At 58.4% G+C, this 17107-nt stretch carries 18 protein-coding genes; 9 read left to right on the top strand and 9 right to left on the bottom strand.

Annotation, left to right across the window (positions count from 1 at the left end):
- Positions 1-46 precede the first annotated feature (46 nt).
- Positions 47-2788: a preprotein translocase subunit SecA gene (gene secA, locus EFB11_RS13345; RefSeq protein ID WP_122790675.1), complete on the top strand. Its 2742-nt coding sequence runs from the start codon at positions 47-49 to the stop codon at positions 2786-2788.
- A 149-nt stretch (positions 2789-2937) separates the two neighbouring features.
- Positions 2938-4056, top strand: a complete 1119-nt coding sequence (locus EFB11_RS13340) for an FprA family A-type flavoprotein (protein WP_122790674.1) — start codon at positions 2938-2940, stop codon at positions 4054-4056.
- 43 nt (positions 4057-4099) lie between these two features.
- On the opposite strand, the gene EFB11_RS13335 is transcribed toward EFB11_RS13340, so the two are convergent.
- From EFB11_RS13335 to EFB11_RS13295, 9 genes are all read right to left on the bottom strand, one after another.
- Positions 4100-4693: a thiamine phosphate synthase gene (locus EFB11_RS13335; RefSeq protein WP_122790673.1), complete on the bottom strand. Its 594-nt coding sequence runs from the start codon at positions 4691-4693 to the stop codon at positions 4100-4102.
- Positions 4680-5879, bottom strand: a complete 1200-nt coding sequence (thiH, locus tag EFB11_RS13330; protein ID WP_122790672.1) for a 2-iminoacetate synthase ThiH — start codon at positions 5877-5879, stop codon at positions 4680-4682. Before thiH ends, EFB11_RS13335 begins: the two co-directional genes overlap by 14 nt.
- Before the next feature lie 14 nt (positions 5880-5893).
- Entirely contained in the window at positions 5894-6661 is a 768-nt protein-coding gene (locus tag EFB11_RS13325) for a thiazole synthase (RefSeq protein WP_122790671.1), read from the bottom strand.
- 23 nt (positions 6662-6684) lie between these two features.
- On the bottom strand, positions 6685-7317 hold the full coding sequence (gene thiF, locus EFB11_RS13320) for a sulfur carrier protein ThiS adenylyltransferase ThiF (protein WP_122790670.1): 633 nt from the start codon (positions 7315-7317) through the stop codon (positions 6685-6687).
- A 1-nt stretch (position 7318) separates the two neighbouring features.
- The gene (gene thiS, locus EFB11_RS13315; protein ID WP_122790669.1) at positions 7319-7516 is read right to left on the bottom strand and encodes a sulfur carrier protein ThiS; all 198 of its coding nucleotides are present in this window, start codon (positions 7514-7516) and stop codon (positions 7319-7321) included.
- Positions 7517-7664: 148 nt separating this feature from the next.
- Positions 7665-7859, bottom strand: coding sequence for a PspC domain-containing protein (locus EFB11_RS13310; RefSeq protein WP_122790668.1), 195 nt, complete (start codon positions 7857-7859; stop codon positions 7665-7667).
- A gap of 33 nt (positions 7860-7892) precedes the next feature.
- Positions 7893-8165: a hypothetical protein gene (locus EFB11_RS13305; RefSeq protein ID WP_122790667.1), complete on the bottom strand. Its 273-nt coding sequence runs from the start codon at positions 8163-8165 to the stop codon at positions 7893-7895.
- A complete protein-coding gene (locus EFB11_RS13300; RefSeq protein WP_122790666.1) occupies positions 8162-8806 on the bottom strand; it encodes a DUF1700 domain-containing protein in 645 nt (214 codons plus the stop codon). Before EFB11_RS13300 ends, EFB11_RS13305 begins: the two co-directional genes overlap by 4 nt.
- A 6-nt stretch (positions 8807-8812) precedes the next feature.
- Positions 8813-9121, bottom strand: coding sequence for a PadR family transcriptional regulator (locus EFB11_RS13295; RefSeq protein ID WP_122790665.1), 309 nt, complete (start codon positions 9119-9121; stop codon positions 8813-8815).
- A 247-nt stretch (positions 9122-9368) separates the two neighbouring features.
- On the opposite strand from EFB11_RS13295, the gene EFB11_RS13290 reads away from it, so the two are divergent.
- From EFB11_RS13290 to prmA, 7 genes are all read left to right on the top strand, one after another.
- Positions 9369-10436: a D-alanine--D-alanine ligase family protein gene (locus tag EFB11_RS13290; protein ID WP_122791318.1), complete on the top strand. Its 1068-nt coding sequence runs from the start codon at positions 9369-9371 to the stop codon at positions 10434-10436.
- Entirely contained in the window at positions 10429-11226 is a 798-nt protein-coding gene (gene murI / locus EFB11_RS13285) for a glutamate racemase (protein WP_122790664.1), read from the top strand. The genes EFB11_RS13290 and murI overlap by 8 nt, the downstream gene beginning before the upstream one ends.
- Positions 11227-11245: 19 nt before the next feature.
- Positions 11246-11686: a DUF1934 domain-containing protein gene (locus EFB11_RS13280; protein WP_164706775.1), complete on the top strand. Its 441-nt coding sequence runs from the start codon at positions 11246-11248 to the stop codon at positions 11684-11686.
- 17 nt (positions 11687-11703) lie between these two features.
- On the top strand, positions 11704-13398 hold the full coding sequence (gene argS, locus EFB11_RS13275; protein ID WP_122790662.1) for an arginine--tRNA ligase: 1695 nt from the start codon (positions 11704-11706) through the stop codon (positions 13396-13398).
- Positions 13399-13488: 90 nt separating this feature from the next.
- Positions 13489-14979 carry a S41 family peptidase gene (locus tag EFB11_RS13270; protein WP_122790661.1) on the top strand — a complete coding sequence of 497 codons (1491 nt, stop codon included), beginning with the start codon at positions 13489-13491 and terminating at the stop codon, positions 14977-14979.
- A gap of 26 nt (positions 14980-15005) precedes the next feature.
- Positions 15006-16031: a hypothetical protein gene (locus EFB11_RS13265; protein ID WP_122790660.1), complete on the top strand. Its 1026-nt coding sequence runs from the start codon at positions 15006-15008 to the stop codon at positions 16029-16031.
- Positions 16032-16059: 28 nt separating this feature from the next.
- Positions 16060-17028, top strand: a complete 969-nt coding sequence (prmA, locus tag EFB11_RS13260) for a 50S ribosomal protein L11 methyltransferase (RefSeq protein WP_122790659.1) — start codon at positions 16060-16062, stop codon at positions 17026-17028.
- Positions 17029-17107: the final 79 nt, after the last annotated feature.

Genomic DNA, 17107 nt, shown 5'->3' with positions numbered 1-17107 from the left:
TTGGATTGCAATATTCAGAATAAGGAAAGTGAAAGGCTGATTTTCGATGGCGAAATTACTCGAAAAAATCTTTGGCACCTACTCCAGCCGTGAGGTCAAAAAGATTGAGCCTCTGGCCGATAAAGTGCTTGCGCTCGAAGACGAATACCGCGCGCTGACCGATGAACAACTGCGTGCGAAAACCGATGAATTTAAAAAGCGTTACCAGGACGGCGAAAGCCTGGACGATCTGTTGCCCGAAGCATTTGCGACCTGCCGCGAAGCGGCCGACCGTGTGCTCGGCATGCGCCATTACCGCGTACAGATCATTGGCGGCATTGTGCTGCATCAGGGCCGTATCGCGGAAATGAAGACCGGTGAAGGTAAGACCCTGGTGGCGACCCTGCCGGCATATCTGAATGCCCTGACCGGCAAGGGCGTGCACATCGTTACGGTCAACGATTACCTGGCCAAGCGCGACAGCGAATGGATGGGCAAGGTTTACCGTTTCTTAGGGCTCAAGGTGGGCCTGATTATCCATGCAGTCGACCCCAAGGACCGCAAGGCGATGTACGACGCCGACATTACCTATGGCACCAACAATGAGTTTGGTTTTGACTATCTGCGCGACAATATGGCGATCTATATGGCGTCCCGCGTACAGCGTGACCATGCCTTTGCCATCGTCGACGAAGTCGACTCCATCCTGATCGATGAAGCGCGTACCCCGCTGATTATTTCCGGGCAGGGCGATAAATCCACCCAGCTGTACCAGCTGGCCGACCAGTTTGCCGCTCGTTTGACCGCTTTGCGCGTCAAGGAAGTGGATGCCAAGGAGGAGCAGGACGATATCGACGCCGATTACATCGTTGATGAAAAGGCGCGTACCGCTACCCTGACCCCCAAGGGCACCGCCCGCGCAGAAGCATACTTTAAGGTTGAAAACCTGGCCGACCCGGCCAACACCACCCTCCAGCACCACATCAACCAGGCCATCAAGGCGCGCGGCGTCATGCAAAAGGACGTCGATTATGTGGTGCGCGATGGACAGATCATCATTGTCGATGAATTCACCGGCCGCTTGATGTTTGGCCGCCGGTATAACGAAGGTCTGCACCAGGCGATCGAAGCCAAGGAAGGCGTCAAGGTCCAGCACGAAAGCAAGACCCTGGCGACCATCACCTTCCAGAACTTCTTCCGTCTGTATGGCAAGCTGTCCGGTATGACCGGTACGGCGCTGACCGAAGAACAGGAATTCCGCGACATCTACAAGCTGGATGTCATCGAAATCCCGACTAACAAGCCGGTCATCCGTAAGGATAACCCGGATGCGGTGTATAAGAACGAAAAGGGCAAGACCATGGCGATCATTCGCCGCATTGAGGAATGCCACGCCAAGGGACAGCCCATTCTGGTCGGTACGGTATCCATTGAAAAGTCGGAAGAACTCAGCAGCCTGCTCAAGCGCAAAGGCATCCCGCATACGGTGCTCAATGCGAAGTATCACGAAAAGGAAGCCGAAATCGTTGCACAGGCCGGTAAGCTGGGCGCTGTTACCATTGCGACCAACATGGCAGGCCGTGGTACCGATATTATGCTGGGCGGCAACGCCGAATATCTGGCCAAGGAAGAAATGGCCAAGGCCGGTTACACCGAAGAAGTGATCGTGGAAGCCACCGGCCATGCGGATACCGACAACGAAGAGATTCTGGAAGCGCGCAATAAATACAATGAACTGTATAAGAAGTACAAGGAGCAGACCGACGCGGACGCCGAAAAGGTACGTGCTGCCGGCGGCCTGTACATCCTGGGCACCGAGCGGCATGAATCCCGCCGTATCGACAACCAGCTGCGCGGCCGTGCCGGCCGTCAGGGCGACCCGGGTGAATCCTCGTTCTACATCTCCATGGAAGACGACCTCATGCGCCTGTTCGGTTCCGAACGCATCCAGGGCATGATGGATTCCCTCGGCCTGGAGGATGATGAGCCGATCGATCAGAAAATCTTGTCCGGCGCCATCGAAAACGCGCAGAAGAAGGTCGAATCGCGCAACTTTGCCACTCGTAAGCACGTGCTGGAATATGACGATGTCATGAACAAGCAGCGTGAAATCATCTATGGCCAGCGTCTCAAGGTGCTGTCCGGCGAGGATGTCAGCGAGAACATCAAGAGCATGATCGATGACACCATCGATAAGGCGGTCGATACCGCGGTTGGCGAACAGCGCTTTATCACCGAAGAGATGATCGCGCAAATCGCCCGCCGGTTCCAGGGTATTTTCCTGGCGCCCGATGAACTGCACTTTGAAAAAGAAGAACTGGACGATCTGTCTGCCGACCAGCTCAAGAATCAGCTCAAGGACAAGGCACATGAAGTCTATGCCGCCAAGGAGCAGGCACTGGGTTCCCAGATCATGCGCGAACTCGAGCGCGTGGTTCTGCTGCGCAATGTCGATACCAAGTGGATGGACCACATCGACGCCATGACCGAACTGCGTAACGGCATCGGCCTGCGTGCTTACGGCCAGTATAACCCGGTTATCGAGTACAAGCGCGAAGGCTTTGATATGTTCGACGTGATGATCGACAGCATCCGGGAAGATACTGTGCGCATGATCTATCTGGCACAGGTACGCACCCGCGAAGAACCCAAGCGTGAGCAGGTCGCCAAGGAGACCGCAGCGGTGGGTGCCGACGACGGCACAGTCAAGAACCAGCCGGTGCGCGCGGCGAAAAAGGTCGGCCGCAACGATCCGTGTCCGTGTGGCTCGGGTCTGAAATATAAAAAGTGCTGTGGTAAGAACGAATAAGTGTTAAAAATTTGTCATTTTACAAAATGACAACCATGGCTAACTGTGATATACTAAGGGCAGAGAAAAGTAATGCCGGCCTTTGGGGCCGGCTGCCCTGGCACAGGTAAGGCCGTGCGGGGATAGAAAGAAAAAAGGAGAAATCGACAATGAGTGCTATCAAACTTCGTGATAATATTTACGCGGTCGGCGCCGTCGACCCTGAGGTACGTATCTTCCATGGTTATGAGACCCCGTTTGGTGCAACCTATAACTGCTATCTGGTGATCGACGAAAAGATCACTCTAATCGATAACGTCAAGGCTCTGTTTACCGAACAGTTCATTCAGAACATCGAAGAAATTGTACCGCTGGAAAAGATCGATGTGCTCATCCAGAACCACATCGAGCCGGACCACTCGGGTTCTTTCCCGGAAATCCTCAAGCGCAACCCCAATCTCGAGGTCTATCTGACTTCGGGTTCCAAGAACGGCATCAAGGCTTACTATGGCCTGGAAGATTACAACGCGCATGTCGTCAAGCTGGGCGATACCCTGTCGACCGGCAAGTATACCTATCATTTTGTGCCTGCACCGATGGTACACTGGCCGGATTCCATGCTGACCTACCTGGCCGAGGAGAAGATTCTGTTCTCCAACGACGCCTTCGGCCAGCACGTCTGCACCGGCGAAACCTATGACGACGAGATGGGTCTGGAACGCCTGATGGAGCGCGCCATGGACTACTACGGCAACATCGTGCTGCCCTTTGGCAACCAGGTGCAGAAGGTGCTCGAACAGGCTGCTGGTCTGGACATCGGCATGATCTGCCCGTCGCATGGCGTCATTCTGCGCAGCTACATCAAGGAAATCGTAGAAGCGTATGGCCGCTGGGCTCGGAATGAGTGCGACATGGACAAGGTCGTTATTGTTTATGACTCCATGTGGGGCTCGACCGAGGAAATGGCGTACAAGATCAAGAAGGAATATGAAGATCTGGGCAAGAAGGTGCACATGCACTGCCTGCGCGACGAGCATTATTCCCAGGTGATGGGTGATGTGGTCGAAGCCAAGTTCGTTTTCCTGGGTGCATCCACGCTCAACAATAACATGATGCCGACCATGGCAGCCTTTGTGACCTACATGAAGGGCCTGCGTCCCAAGGACCGCATCGGCCTGGCCTTTGGCTCTTACGGCTGGAGCGGCGAAGCCACCAAGCAGGTGGACGAGATCATGCAGGGCCTTGGCTGGCACACCATGCCGATTCGCAAGCAACTCTATCGCGGTTAAAACAAAAATCCCTCGCAGGGTTTCTGCGAGGGATTTTTTTGCGTCAGAGGGCCGCGCGTAAGCGGGCGACCTCGGCGGCTGGGTCGGGACAGACCATGAGGCCGCTCATCAGACAGGCGCCCGCCGCGCCTGCGTCGCGTACCGCGGCCAGATTTTCGGCTGCAATGCCGCCGATGGCATACACCGGAATGCACACCGCGCGGCAGGTTTCCCGCAGGAAGTCCAGCCCCCGACCGGGCAGGCCGCGCTTGCAGTCGGTCGCAAACACATGCCCAGCGGTCACATAGTCGGCGCCCAGCGCTTCAGCGCGGACGGCTTCCTCGGGCGCGTGGATGGATACCCCGAGCAGGTCTACTTGCTGCCGCAGTGTCGGGTTTTCCACAAGCTGTGGAAAAGAAACGTGCAGCCGCGGCGCGTGCAGGGCCGCGCAGGTAGACGGGAAGTGGTGCAGGACCACCCGGTCGCCGCCCGCGTCCAGCGCTTGCCGGGCGAGAGTAAGGTAAGCATGCTCAGACAAATCCTTTTCCCGCAGGATGATGCGGTCGATACCCGCCTCCGCCAGTGCGCCGATGCGCGCGATGAAATCGTCCGTGCACAGCTCGCGGCTCGTCACACAGATGAGATCAAACGTAGACATAGTCGTTCATCACCGGCTGCAAGCCTTGCGTCTGGATGGCGGCCACAACCTCGTCGACCGTGCGGTTGTCCGCGATCTCGAACTGGTCGTCGCCCTCCTCTTCGCCCGTGTGACCGCCGATGCCGGTGGATACCCCGGCCGAAATCTTGGTGGCCGCGATGTCGATGACCCGGTCGCGGAAGCCCGCGCGTTCGCGGGTCGAGATGGTCATACCGGCAAACGGCATGAACAGACGATAGGCGCACATGACCTGCAACAGCTGACGCTCGTGTACGTCCTTGGGGTTGATTTTATCGTTGTTGACGATCGGGCGCAGCCGCGGGCAGGAGAACGAGATCTCGGCGTGCGGATACTTGCGCTGCAAGAGATAGGCGTGCATGCCGGTCGCAAAGGCGTCGCGGCGGAAATCGTCCAGGCCGAGTAGGGCGGCGAAGGCTACGCCGCGCATGCCGCCCATCAGGGCGCGCTCCTGCGCCTCGATGCGATAGGGGAACACGCGCTTATGGCCTGCCAGATGCAGCTGCTCATAGCGGTCGGCATGATAGGTCTCCTGGAATACGGTCACATAGTCGACACCGCACTCGTGCAGATAGGCATATTCGTCCGAGTTCATCGGATAGACCTCAATGCCGACCATTTTGAAATACTTGCGCGCGATCTTGCACGCTTCGCCGATGTATTTCACATCGCTCATCGAGCGGCTTTCGCCCGTGAGGATGAGGATTTCCTCCAGTCCGGTCTGGGCGATGGCCGCCATTTCGCGCTCGATGGCCGGCATATCGAGTTTGGCGCGACGGATTTTGTTGTGGCAGTTAAAACCGCAATAGATGCAGTAGTTTTCGCAGTAGTTGGAGATATAAATAGGCGTGAACAGATAGACATTATCGCCGAAGTAGCGGCGCTTTTCCTGCCGGGCCTTTTCGGCCATCTCCTCGAGGAAGGGCGCAGCCGCGGGCGAGAGCAGGGCGGCAAAGTGTTCGGGCGTGCGGATGTCCGCGTCCAGCGCGGCGCGCACATCGGCGGCGGTGTAGGCGGTTTCGTCGTAGCTGTCGCGCGCGGCGACCACCTGATTACGGATGGTCGGGTCGATCTGCTCCATACCGGGCATATAGGCCATATGGTCGGTCTTGTTCTTGACTTCAACGACTTCAATACCCTCCATGGGCTGGTTGGTCTGGTTCTCCATGAATGTGTACCTCCTTAGTCGGCCAAAAAGCCGGTCAGCGGAGAGGAAGCCGACGCGCCGTGCTCAATGACGCGGCCCAGGCCGGACAGATAGGCCGTGCGGCCGGCTTCGATGGCTTTCTTGAACGCTTCGGCCATGGCCGGAATGTCGCCCGCCGTGGCGATGGCGGTGTTGGCCATCACAGCAGCAGCGCCCATTTCCATGGCTTCGCACGCCTGGCTCGGACGGCCGATGCCCGCGTCCACGATGATCGGTAGCTCGATCTCGTCGATCAGGATGCGGATAAAGTCGCGGGTCGCCAGACCTTTATTCGAGCCAATCGGCGCGCCGAGCGGCATCACGCAGGCTGCGCCCGCATTCACCAGGTCGCGCGCAACGTTGAGGTCTGGGTACATATACGGCATGACGACAAACCCTTCGTTTGCCAGGATTTCGGTGGCTTTGATGGTCGCCTGGTTGTCGGGCAGCAGGTATTTGCTGTCGCGCATAATTTCGATTTTGACAAAGTCGCCGCAGCCGCATTCGCGCGCCAGACGCGCGATGCGCACGGCTTCCTCGGCGGTGCGTGCGCCCGAGGTGTTGGGCAGCAGGGTGACGCCCTGCGGGATGTGGTCGAGAATGTTGTCGGTGTCCGAGTTCGCGCGGCGCAGTGCGAGGGTGATGATCTGCGCGCCTGCGTGCTCGACCGCAGCGCGGATGAGATCGAGCGAATATTTGCCCGAACCTAAGATAAAGCGGGAGGTAAATTCATGCCCGCCTAAAATCAGTTTGTCGTCCTTCATAGTTGTCATCCTTTCGGTTTTGTTTATGGATTGGTTTGCCCCAGCAGCAGGCGCATGACCATGGTCGCCTGATGGGCGGCGCACACGGCCACTCGCGGCGCAGTCAGCCCGACGCCGTCTGCAATGTCGCTTTCGCCGTCGCCGCAGACGTAAAAATGTCCGAATCGGCGCACGGTCTCAATGGCATTGGCCGAGCCCCAGCCCGCCATGCCCGAACCGGACACCAGCGGCGTGTCCGGCAGGCCGGTCAGGATGGCTTCGGTCAGCATAGCCTTCTGGTCGGCCTGGTCAAAGGCCTCGCAGATGACGTCACACCCGGCAAACAGGGTACAGGCGTTGTCCGCGGTCACGCGGACGGTGCGTGCGATATAATGCTGATAGGGATTGATGTCCGCCAGTTGTTCATAGAGTGCTTCGGCTTTGGGGCGGCCCAGATGCCGGAGAAAATAGTGCTGGCGGTTTAAGTTGGTGATGTCGACCGTGTCAAAATCGGCCAGCACCAGATGCCCGACCCCCAGTCGGGCCAGGGATACCGCGATATGCGAGCCCAGACCGCCCAGTCCGGCGATGCCGACCGTGGCGCGGGCGAGGATTTGCTGGTTTTCCGCGCCATGCCGGGCAATCAGGGCATTTGTCAGTTGTTCTTTGGTGACCATATCAGCCGCCCCCGACAAAATGGACGATTTCGATTTTGTCGCCGTCGGCAAGCAGCGTTTGTGCAAAATCGGCGCGGCGCACAATGGCGCCGTTTCGTTCGACCGCTACCCGCGCCGGGTCCAGCCCCCGGCTTTGAAGCAGCGCTTCGACGCTCGTCCCAGGCTCCAGGGCGGTCGATTGGCCGTTTACTTGGATCATGGATGTCCCTCCTTGTGTTCAGACAAACAAAAAAAGCGTCACGAAAAAATACACCCGCGGTGGTGTACCCCTTCGTGACGCTTTGTTCGTTCACTCTATTAGTATTATAAACCAATGGGCACGGCCCTGTCAAGCGGGAAGCGTCCGGTCAGGACGCTTCCTCGGGCATGATGACAGCCGCAATGATATACAAGATGATCCCCGTAAAGCAGCTGCACACGCAGACAACGGCAAACAGCAGCCGCACAATGGTAGGATCAATGTTGAAATATTCGCCCAGACCACCGCATACGCCGCAGAGCATGCGGTTTACCTGGCTGCGGAAAAGCTTTTTCCCTTGCATAAAAACCGTCCTTTCTTAAAAAAACGGGGAAAGTTAATCGTCAAAATGATGGAAATCGTCGTCCCAGTTGTCGATGTGCTCATCAAACCAGTCATCGCCTTTTTCAAACCAGCCGCGATGGTAGCCATCGTCATCATACCATTCGTGCAGCACGTAGTTTTTACCGGCGTCGAACGTTTCCCGCCAGGTGTGCATGGTGCCGTTCCACCAGGAGGAATAAACCGTGCCGCCCATGATCGCACCGCCCAGGCACAGCACTAGCCCGATGCCGAGCAGTCCCAAACAGAAATTGCGCAGAATTTTCATCGGAATAACCCCCTTATTTTGCCGCAGATCCAGCGGATGCCGTTCACGATGCCCCGGCATACCGGTGGCACGACCAGACGCAGGATCTTAATGATGAGCAGCGTGACCAGACCGCCGACTGCGAGCAGCACCAGACCCACGCCGAGCGTGAGCACGGCTGACGCCGGGGTCGCCCAGACGAAAAAGGAAAAGAAACACAGGGCAAGGCCCGCAAGCACCAGTCCGGCCGGCAGGGCGGCCAGAGCCACAACGGCTGCCACGATGACACCGACCACAGCGCCCACCAGACCGACGATCACCCCGAGCAGTCCTCCTGCGAGCGGGATGCCGAACAATAGGGCAGTCGGGACGGCCAGCAGCACCAGCACGATCAGCAGCCAGGGGCTGATGCCCGTGCGGCGCGCCGCTGTTTTGGCGCCGCCCGATGCGCTGCCCGACCGGGGCTGCAATTCGCGGTAATCGCGCAGAATGTCCTCGGCGATCTTTTGCGGGTCGCCCAGCCCGCGGATGATCTCCTCGTCGCTTTCCCCTTCGGCATCCAGGAAATAGTCTTCGTAGTATTTTATCACATTATCCCGCTCTTCATCCGGCAGCGCGGCAAGCGCCCGACGCAAGGCGGCGAAAAACTCCTTTTTGTTCATGGTTTGTTACCCTCCGAAAAATACTTTTTCGATCGAATCCCGATAGGCGGCCCAATCCTTGAGCGCTTCGGCCAGCCGCATGCGGCCGATCGGGGTGATGTGATAGTAACGCCGGATACGGCCGTCCACCGCCTGATCGTGTGTGGACAGGCAGCCGTCTTTGAGCAGCCGCCGCAGGACCGGATACAGGGTGGAATCGGAAACCTCCATCACCTGCCGCACATCCTGGGTGATCCGGTAGCCATAGGTGTCCTCCCGGGACACGATGGCCAGTACAATCGCGTCCAGCAGGGACGCGGAGATCGGAAACGACATGCAGGTTCACCTCACTTTGTGCCTATACTATACATCATATAATATTATCCGTCAAGCATTATTGTAGCAAAAATAGTGTGAACAAATTTTGAACAAGCGGGCGTTCGGTCTGTTTGCACAGATTTTCGCGCCCATCGGGGGGCGATTTGTCGTGTATTTTTTGTGTAAGGATTTGTTTTTTTGCAGATTATAGCGTATACTTAATACTGAATACTTATGGACACAAAAGGAGCGTCGGTTTTTGAAGATGAAGCTTTTGATTCTATTTGGCGGACTGTCGAGCGAACACGAAGTCTCGCGTGTTTCGGCGTCGTCGATTGTGCGCAATGCAGATAAAGAGAAATATGACCTGGTGACCGTGGGCATCACCAAGGATGGCCGCTGGCTGCTGTATGAAAACCCCGACCCGGACAAAATGGCGTCGGGCGCGTGGGAGCAGGACGCCTGCATCCCGGCGCTGCTGTCGGCCGACCGTTCGGTGCACGGGCTGACCATCCTGCGCGACGGCGCGGCCCAAACCATGCGCATCGACTGCTGCTTCCCGGTGCTGCACGGCTTTGGCGGCGAGGACGGCACCATCCAGGGCCTGCTGACCCTGGCCGGAATCCCGTTTGTCGGTCCGGGTGTGGCGGCGTCGGCCAACTCGATGGACAAAAGCCTGACCAAGGTGCTGGTCGACCGCGCCGGCGTCCGGCAGGCGGCTTATTATGTTGCGCTGCGCGCCGACTTTGAAAAAGATGCGCAGGCGCTCATGCAGGGCGTCATGCATACGCTGAGCCATTTCCCGGTGTTCATCAAGCCCTGCTCGTCCGGTTCTTCGGTGGGCGTACATAAGGCGACCGATTTGGAGACCCTGCGCGAAGGCTTGGAAGAGGCGTTCCACTGGGACGAAAAGGTCATGGTCGAGGAATTCATCGCGGGCCGTGAGATCGAAGTTGCGGTAATGGGCAACACCGAGCCGGTGGCCAGCCTTGCGGGCGAAATCGCACCGACCCAGGAATTTTATACCTATGACGCTAAGTATAAGGACGAATCTTCGGCGCTTTATATCCCGGCGCGCATCCCGGAGGAGGCCATGCAGACCGTGCGGCAGAATGCGCTGCGGGTCTATCAGGCCATGGGCTGCCGCGGCCTGTCCCGCGTGGACTTCTTCTGCACCTTTGAAAACAATGAGATCATCTTCAATGAGATCAATACCATTCCGGGTTTTACTTCGATCAGTATGTACCCCAAGCTGTTCGGCCATGCAGGCTATTCCTATCCGGCGCTGATCGATGCGCTGGTAGACCTCGCCATGGAGGCACAGCATGGATAACAGACCGATCGGCGTATTCGATTCCGGGATGGGCGGCCTGACCACCGTGCGCCGGATGCACGAGATCATGCCGCATGAAAATATCATTTATTTTGGCGACACCGGGCGCGTCCCCTACGGCACGCGCTCGCCCGACGCCATTTTGCACTATACCCGCCAGGATGTGGCGTTTTTGCGCTCGTTCGACATCAAGGCCATTGTCGTGGCCTGCAATACCGTGTCGGCCGTGGCGCTCGAAACCGTGGCGAGCGAAATCGACGTGCCCATGTTCGGCGTCGTTTGGCCGGCCTGCCGCAAGGCGGCCGAAACCACCCGCACCGGCCGCATCGGCGTGATCGGCACCGCGGCGACCGTGCGCTCGGGCGTGTATGAACGCATGCTCCAGCGGGCGCGCCCCGAACTGGAGATTTTCACCAAGGCCTGTCCGTTGTTCGTGCCGCTGGTCGAAAACGGCCGCGTGCAGCCGGGCGACATCGTCATTGAGACCGTGGTGGCCGAATATCTGGAGGAACTGAAGCAAAAGGGCATCGATACCCTGATTCTGGGCTGCACCCATTATCCGCTGCTGCATGACGTGATCGCCGCTTATATGGGACCGGAGGTTCGTTTGATCGATTCGGGCGCCGAAGTGGCCGATTTTGCGCGGCGCATGCTCATCCCGGCCCAAGGACAGGGCAAGACCCGCTATTTTGTATCCGATGACCCGGAATGTTTCCGCAGCCTGGCCGGTCTGTTTTTGCATGGGGAGATCGCCGACGAGGTCGGCCGTGTGGACATTGCGAAATATTGAGAGAAATAATGAGGAAGGCATGAAAAAGGACGTACTGTTGTCGATCGCTTCCACGCAGCGGTTTGAAGGCTGCGAAGAGGAGCACATCGACCTGATGACCCAGGCGCGGCTGTATGAGCGCCATGGGAAGTTTTATATCTCTTACGACGAAAGTGAACTGACCGGACTGGACGGTACCCGCACCACGGTCAAGCTGGACGGAGATACCGTGTCCATGATTCGCACGGGCACCTATCCGTCCGAGCTGCTCTTTGCCAAGGGCCAGCGCCATGTGGGCCTGTACCAGACCGAGTATGGGGCGATCACCATCGCCACCCATACCACCCAGCTGGACAACTCCATCGGCGAGTACGGCGGCGAGCTTTCGATCGATTACACCATTGAAGTGGACAATTCCCTGGTTGGGCGGCACCGGTTCCGCATGAGCGTGGCGCCGATCAGTGAAAATCTGGATAACTGAGGAACGGAGCGTATACAATGAACGTGATGGAAAATGCAAGACAGCAGGCAGCGGCGATCGTCAAGGCTGCCTACGAAAAGGCGGTCGCTCAGGGCGAACTGCCGCAGGCCGGACTGCCGGCCGTAACGGCCGAGACCCCCAAGGATGCCGCCAACGGCGACTGGGCATCCACGGTTGCCATGCAGTGTGCCAAGCCGCTGCGCATGGCCCCGCGCAAGATCGCCGAGAGCCTGGTCAAGAACATGGACCTTGCAGGCACCTGTTTTGAAAAGGTCGAGATCGCAGGTCCGGGCTTTATGAACTTCACGTACGCCCCGGCCTGGTATCAGGAGGCCGTACGCACCACGCTGACCGAAGGCAAGGATTACGGCCGTACCCACGTCGAAAAGCCGGAAAAGATCATGGTCGAGTTCGTATCGGCCAACCCGACCGGCCCGATGCACATGGGCAACGCCCGCGGCGGCGTGCTGGGCGACTGTCTGGCCGAAGTGCTCGATTGGGCGGGCGCGGATGTGACACGCGAATTTTATATCAATGACGCGGGCAATCAGGTCGATAAGTTTGCCCATTCGGTCGAAGGCCGCTATATCCAGGAGCTGCGCGGCGAGGATGCCATCGAGTTCGACCCCTCGTGGTACCAGGGCGCAGACATTAAGGAGCTGGCGCATATGCTGGTCGAGCAGCACGGCGACAAGCTGCTCACCATGACGCCCGAGGAACGCTTTGACGTGATCGTAAACTTCGGTTTGCCGCACAACATCGCCAAGATGCAGAAGGACCTCGAGCGGTACAAGATTCACTATGATGTATGGTTCCGCGAATCGACGCTGCACGACTCAGGAGCGGTCGAGGAAACGGTCAAGATGCTCACCGATGCGGGCGTCACCTACGAGCAGGACGGCGCGCTGTGGCTGCGCTCGACCGATTTCGGCTGCGACAAGGACGATGTTCTGCGCCGCGCCAATGGGTTCTACACCTATTTTGCCGCCGACATCGCCTACCACCGCAACAAGTTCCAGACCCGCGGCTTTGACCGTGTTATCAACATCTGGGGCGCCGACCACCATGGCCATGTGGCCCGCCTGAAAAAGGCGCTCGACGCCATTGGCCTGAACGGTTCGGAGCGGCTGGAAATCGTCCTGATGCAGCTGGTGCGCATGATGCAGGGCGGCGAAGTCGTGCGTATGAGTAAGCGTACCGGCAAGAGCCTGACCCTTTCCGATCTGCTCGATGAGATTCCGGTCGATGCAGCCCGCTTCTTCTTTAACTCCCGCGCAGCCGAGACCCAGATGGAGTTTGATCTGGACCTCGCCGTCAAGCAGGACTCGGACAACCCGCTGTATTATGTACAGTACGCGCATGCGCGCATCTGCTCGGTGCTGCGCGCCGCCGAAGAGGCTGGCATCGCGCTGCCCGACGCAGCAAAGACCGACCTGACCGTCCTGACGCACGAGGATGAAAAGGCGCTCATCAAGGCCATTGCGCTGCTGCCCGAGCAGATTCTGCTGGCCGCTCGTGACCGCGACCCCTCGCAGCTGAATAAATATGGCGTTTCGCTGGCATCGCAGTTCCACCGGTTCTACAATGCCTGCCGTATCAACGATGCCGAGCCCGCCCTGCGCGATGCCCGTCTGGCGCTGTGCATGGCAACCGTGCAGACGGTCAAGAACGTGCTGCACATCATCGGCGTCGACGCACCTGAGCACATGTAATCCACCCGCCCGCCCCGGTGGGAGGGGCGGACGGCATGGGGCAGCCTGTCCGAACCGGGCTGCCTCCGGCCTTCAAAGGAGGCGCTTTCTATGAAATCCCGTATGCGAAAGACCCTTGCTCTGCTGCTGGTGCTGACCTTTGCGATCGGCAGCGTATCCGCCTCGGCGGTGAGCACGATTACCACCAAGTTTGATTATGTGCTCCAGCAGATCGAGAGCAACAGCCTGTACACCCAGGACAAAGGCATGAGCCAGTCCGAAATCGACCAGTGGAACAGCTATCTGACCGAACACCCCGACCAGTTCAGCAAAGTCATCAACGACTATCTGGCGACGCTGGACACCCATTCGATGTATCTGACCAAAGAGGAGTATGAACAGGGCTTTTCCCAGCTGACCGGCTATGTCGGTGTGGGACTGGGCATGGAACAAAAGCCTGAGGGCGTGTTTGTATCCAGTGTCAACCGCTCGGGTCCGGCGTATGTGGCCGGCGTACAGGTGGGCGACCGCATTGTAAAAATTGATGGCAAGGATGTCACCAGCCTGACCAGCACCGATCTGTCGAACCTGCTGCGCGGCGAACTGGGCACCAAGCTGACGCTCACCATCGAGCGAAACGGCACCCAGATGGACTTTGTCCTCACCCGGCAGCAGATTCAGGAGGAATATGTTTCTTCGGAAACCGTGTCGGACGGCGTGGAGTACATCCGCATCGAAGCCATGGGCTCGAAAAACGATTTGGAGACCTTCAAGCAGATCTGGGACGGTCTGGATGAAAAGAATACCCGCGCGGTCATTTTGGACCTGCGCTCCAATGGGGGCGGCCTGGTGGATGACGCCTGGGGCATGGCAGATGCCATGATCGAACAGGCGGGCGTTTATATGGGCGCTATCCAGTGGCGCGAGGACCAGGGCGGCTTGGAAAAGCATTATTCGACCGGCGGCGGTCTGACGCTCAATGAGATTTGCGTGCTGGTCGATGGCAATACCGCATCGGCAGCCGAACTGCTGACCGGCATCTTAAAGGAAGCGGCCGGCGCCGAAGTCATCGGTACGACGACGTACGGCAAGGGCCAGGGCCAGTATCACATCAGCATGATGGACGGTTCGCGTCTGGTCATCACCTGCATGGAGATGAACCTGCCCCAGGCAGGTTGCTGGGAAGGCAAGGGCATTGAGCCGACCATCAAGGTGACTGGCAGCACGTCGGTACAGGGTTACTTACAGCAGCTGCCCGCACTCGACACCACGGCGACCATCCGGTACGGCGAACAGTCCGAGCAGGTGCGCGCGCTGTCCGGGCGTCTGTTCCTGCTGGGATACACCGAGGGCGCAAGCGATGTGTTTGACACCGAACTGCTCAGCGGCCTGCGCAAGTTCCAGAAGGAGAACGGCCTGACCGGGCGTATGGTCGCCGACCCGGCGACTTTGCAGGCAGTCGCACAAAAGACGACCGAACTGGGCAACGGCGCAAACCAGCTGGACAATGCCTATTATAAGGCGCTCGACCTGTGCAAACAGGCAGCGGCGCAGCCGCAGCGTTACACCAGCCTGGCCGATGGCAGCTGGCGCGCGGCCTAACCTGTGACAACAGAATTGGAGGAATTATGGAACCCATCCCTTTATGCACCCGGCAGGTCTTAGCGACATCCCGGGAGGATTATGTACTGCAAGAGCAGGCCGCCGGCGCACTAGCCGGCGGGCTGGCGACGTCCATGCACACCTTTGAACAGATCTTGCAGGAGAACGACGGCGTGCCGGCTGGCGTGACTTTGCCGTGCCCGGCCGTGCCCGAGGATATGGAATATCCGGCTACCGAACGGTACATTACCCTGTGCAAAAAGGCGTTCCGGCCGCGCATGCATGACAAAGCGGCCTTTTATTACTTGCGCGGCGCGGAGGATTTCCGCGCGCTGCGCGCTGCGGTCCTGGCGTTTACCGACATGTCCGGCCGTACCCTGATCGCCGAGCTGCCCGCCGGGGAGGAAGGCTGTATGCCCGACGGCACCGACTGTCTGGCTGCCGTGGGCGTTTTGCAGCGCATCGGCGTGTCGACGGTCATCTTTACCGCCGACCAGCCCGACTGGCTGGAAGAAGCGCTCGAGCGGGTCGCGCCGTATGCGCGGCTGTCGATTGGCGCCAGTGTGCCTACCCGCTGGCTGCGGGAAGGCATCCGGCTGACCAATGTGGAATTGCTGCTGCCGGCCGCGCACGAAAATGCGCGGCGGGTCTGGGAGGCTCTGCAAGAGTATACCGGCGGCCGTACGGTGGGCCGCGACCACGACGACTACATCCTGGCGCCCGATGGGCGCAACGCTCACTTCATCGATGCTGTGACCGGCATTTCGGACGAGATCGAGTGCGATCACCGGCTGGAAGAACGGCTGCTCGAAGTGGAGGATGAGGAAGCGGCAGCGCTCAAACTGGTGCTGTACGAAGAGGACGACCTGTACAATCTGGAAAACGATCTGTATATGCTGTCCCGGCCGGTGTGCCTGTGCGCCGAAGACCCGGAACTCTTAGAAAAGGCGCTGCGCATCTATGTCGGGCTGGCGCTGTATGACGGCACCTGGGAACAGGACCCGGCGGTCGTCAAGTATTTCTGTGAAAAGTACGGCATGATCTGGCTGTAACATGAGGGATGAAAGAAAGGATGAATCCATGGACTGGACCGAAGTGACCATCTTCACGACCACCGAAGGCATCTGGCCGGTGACCAACCTGCTCGATGACCTGGGGATCGAGGGCTATGCTCTGGAAGATGCGGCAGATTTTGAAGAATTTTTACACGACACCGAGATCTATTGGGACTATGTGGACGAAAACCTCAAAAAGGAACTGTCCAGTCAGGAAACCAAGATCAAGATTTATTTGTCGGACGACGCCGAAGGAAAAGACAAATTGCGGGAACTAAATGCGGGTTTGTCCGTCTTAAAAGAAGGAGACCATGAAAATACGCTGGGCCGTTTGACGACCGAAACCAGCCTGACCCGCCAAGAGGACTGGGAGTGGGGCTGGAAACAGTATTTCAAACCCTTCCCGGTGGGCGAACGGTTCCTCATCAAACCGTCCTGGGAGACCGTGGACGACCCCATGGGCCGCACGATTCTGGAAATTGACCCGGCGTCGAGCTTCGGCACCGGCACGCATGACACCACCCAGCTTTGTATGACCATGCTGGAGAAAACGGTCAAAGGCGGCGAAAAGCTGCTTGATATGGGCACCGGTTCGGGCATTTTGGCCATTGCAGCTGCTATGCTCGGCGCGCATGCGGATACAGCGGTCGACATTGATGAACATTGCTTGACCTGTGCGACCGAAAACGCAGAGCGCAACGGCGTGACCATTGGCCGGACACTCCATGGCGATGCGCTGCGCGACCCCGCGCTGGCCGAGGATATCGGCGACGGGTATCAGATCATTGTCGCCAATATCGTGGCCGATGTCATCATTGGTATGGCGTCCCTGTTTTGGGACAAGCTAAATGCAGGCGGTACGCTCATCTGCTCGGGCATCCTCAACGAGCGGGCAGACGAGGTGCAGGACGCTTTGCAAAAGACCGGGTTTGCCATCCAGGAACGCCGCGCCAGCGACGATTGGACAGCGTTTACCGCACAAAAACCGGTGTAAAAACCCGGCCAGAGCACAAAAATATCTGGACAATCGCACGCGATTTTGCTAGAATAAGAAAGTAGCCGCAAAAATGCGG

It is taken from the genome of Intestinibacillus sp. Marseille-P6563, from assembly GCF_900604335.1.
In the GTDB taxonomy this organism is placed as follows: Bacteria; Bacillota; Clostridia; order Oscillospirales; family Butyricicoccaceae; genus Butyricicoccus_B.
The sequence above is the reverse complement of the archived record's forward strand: the minus strand, read 5'-3'. Positions and strand labels throughout refer to the sequence as shown.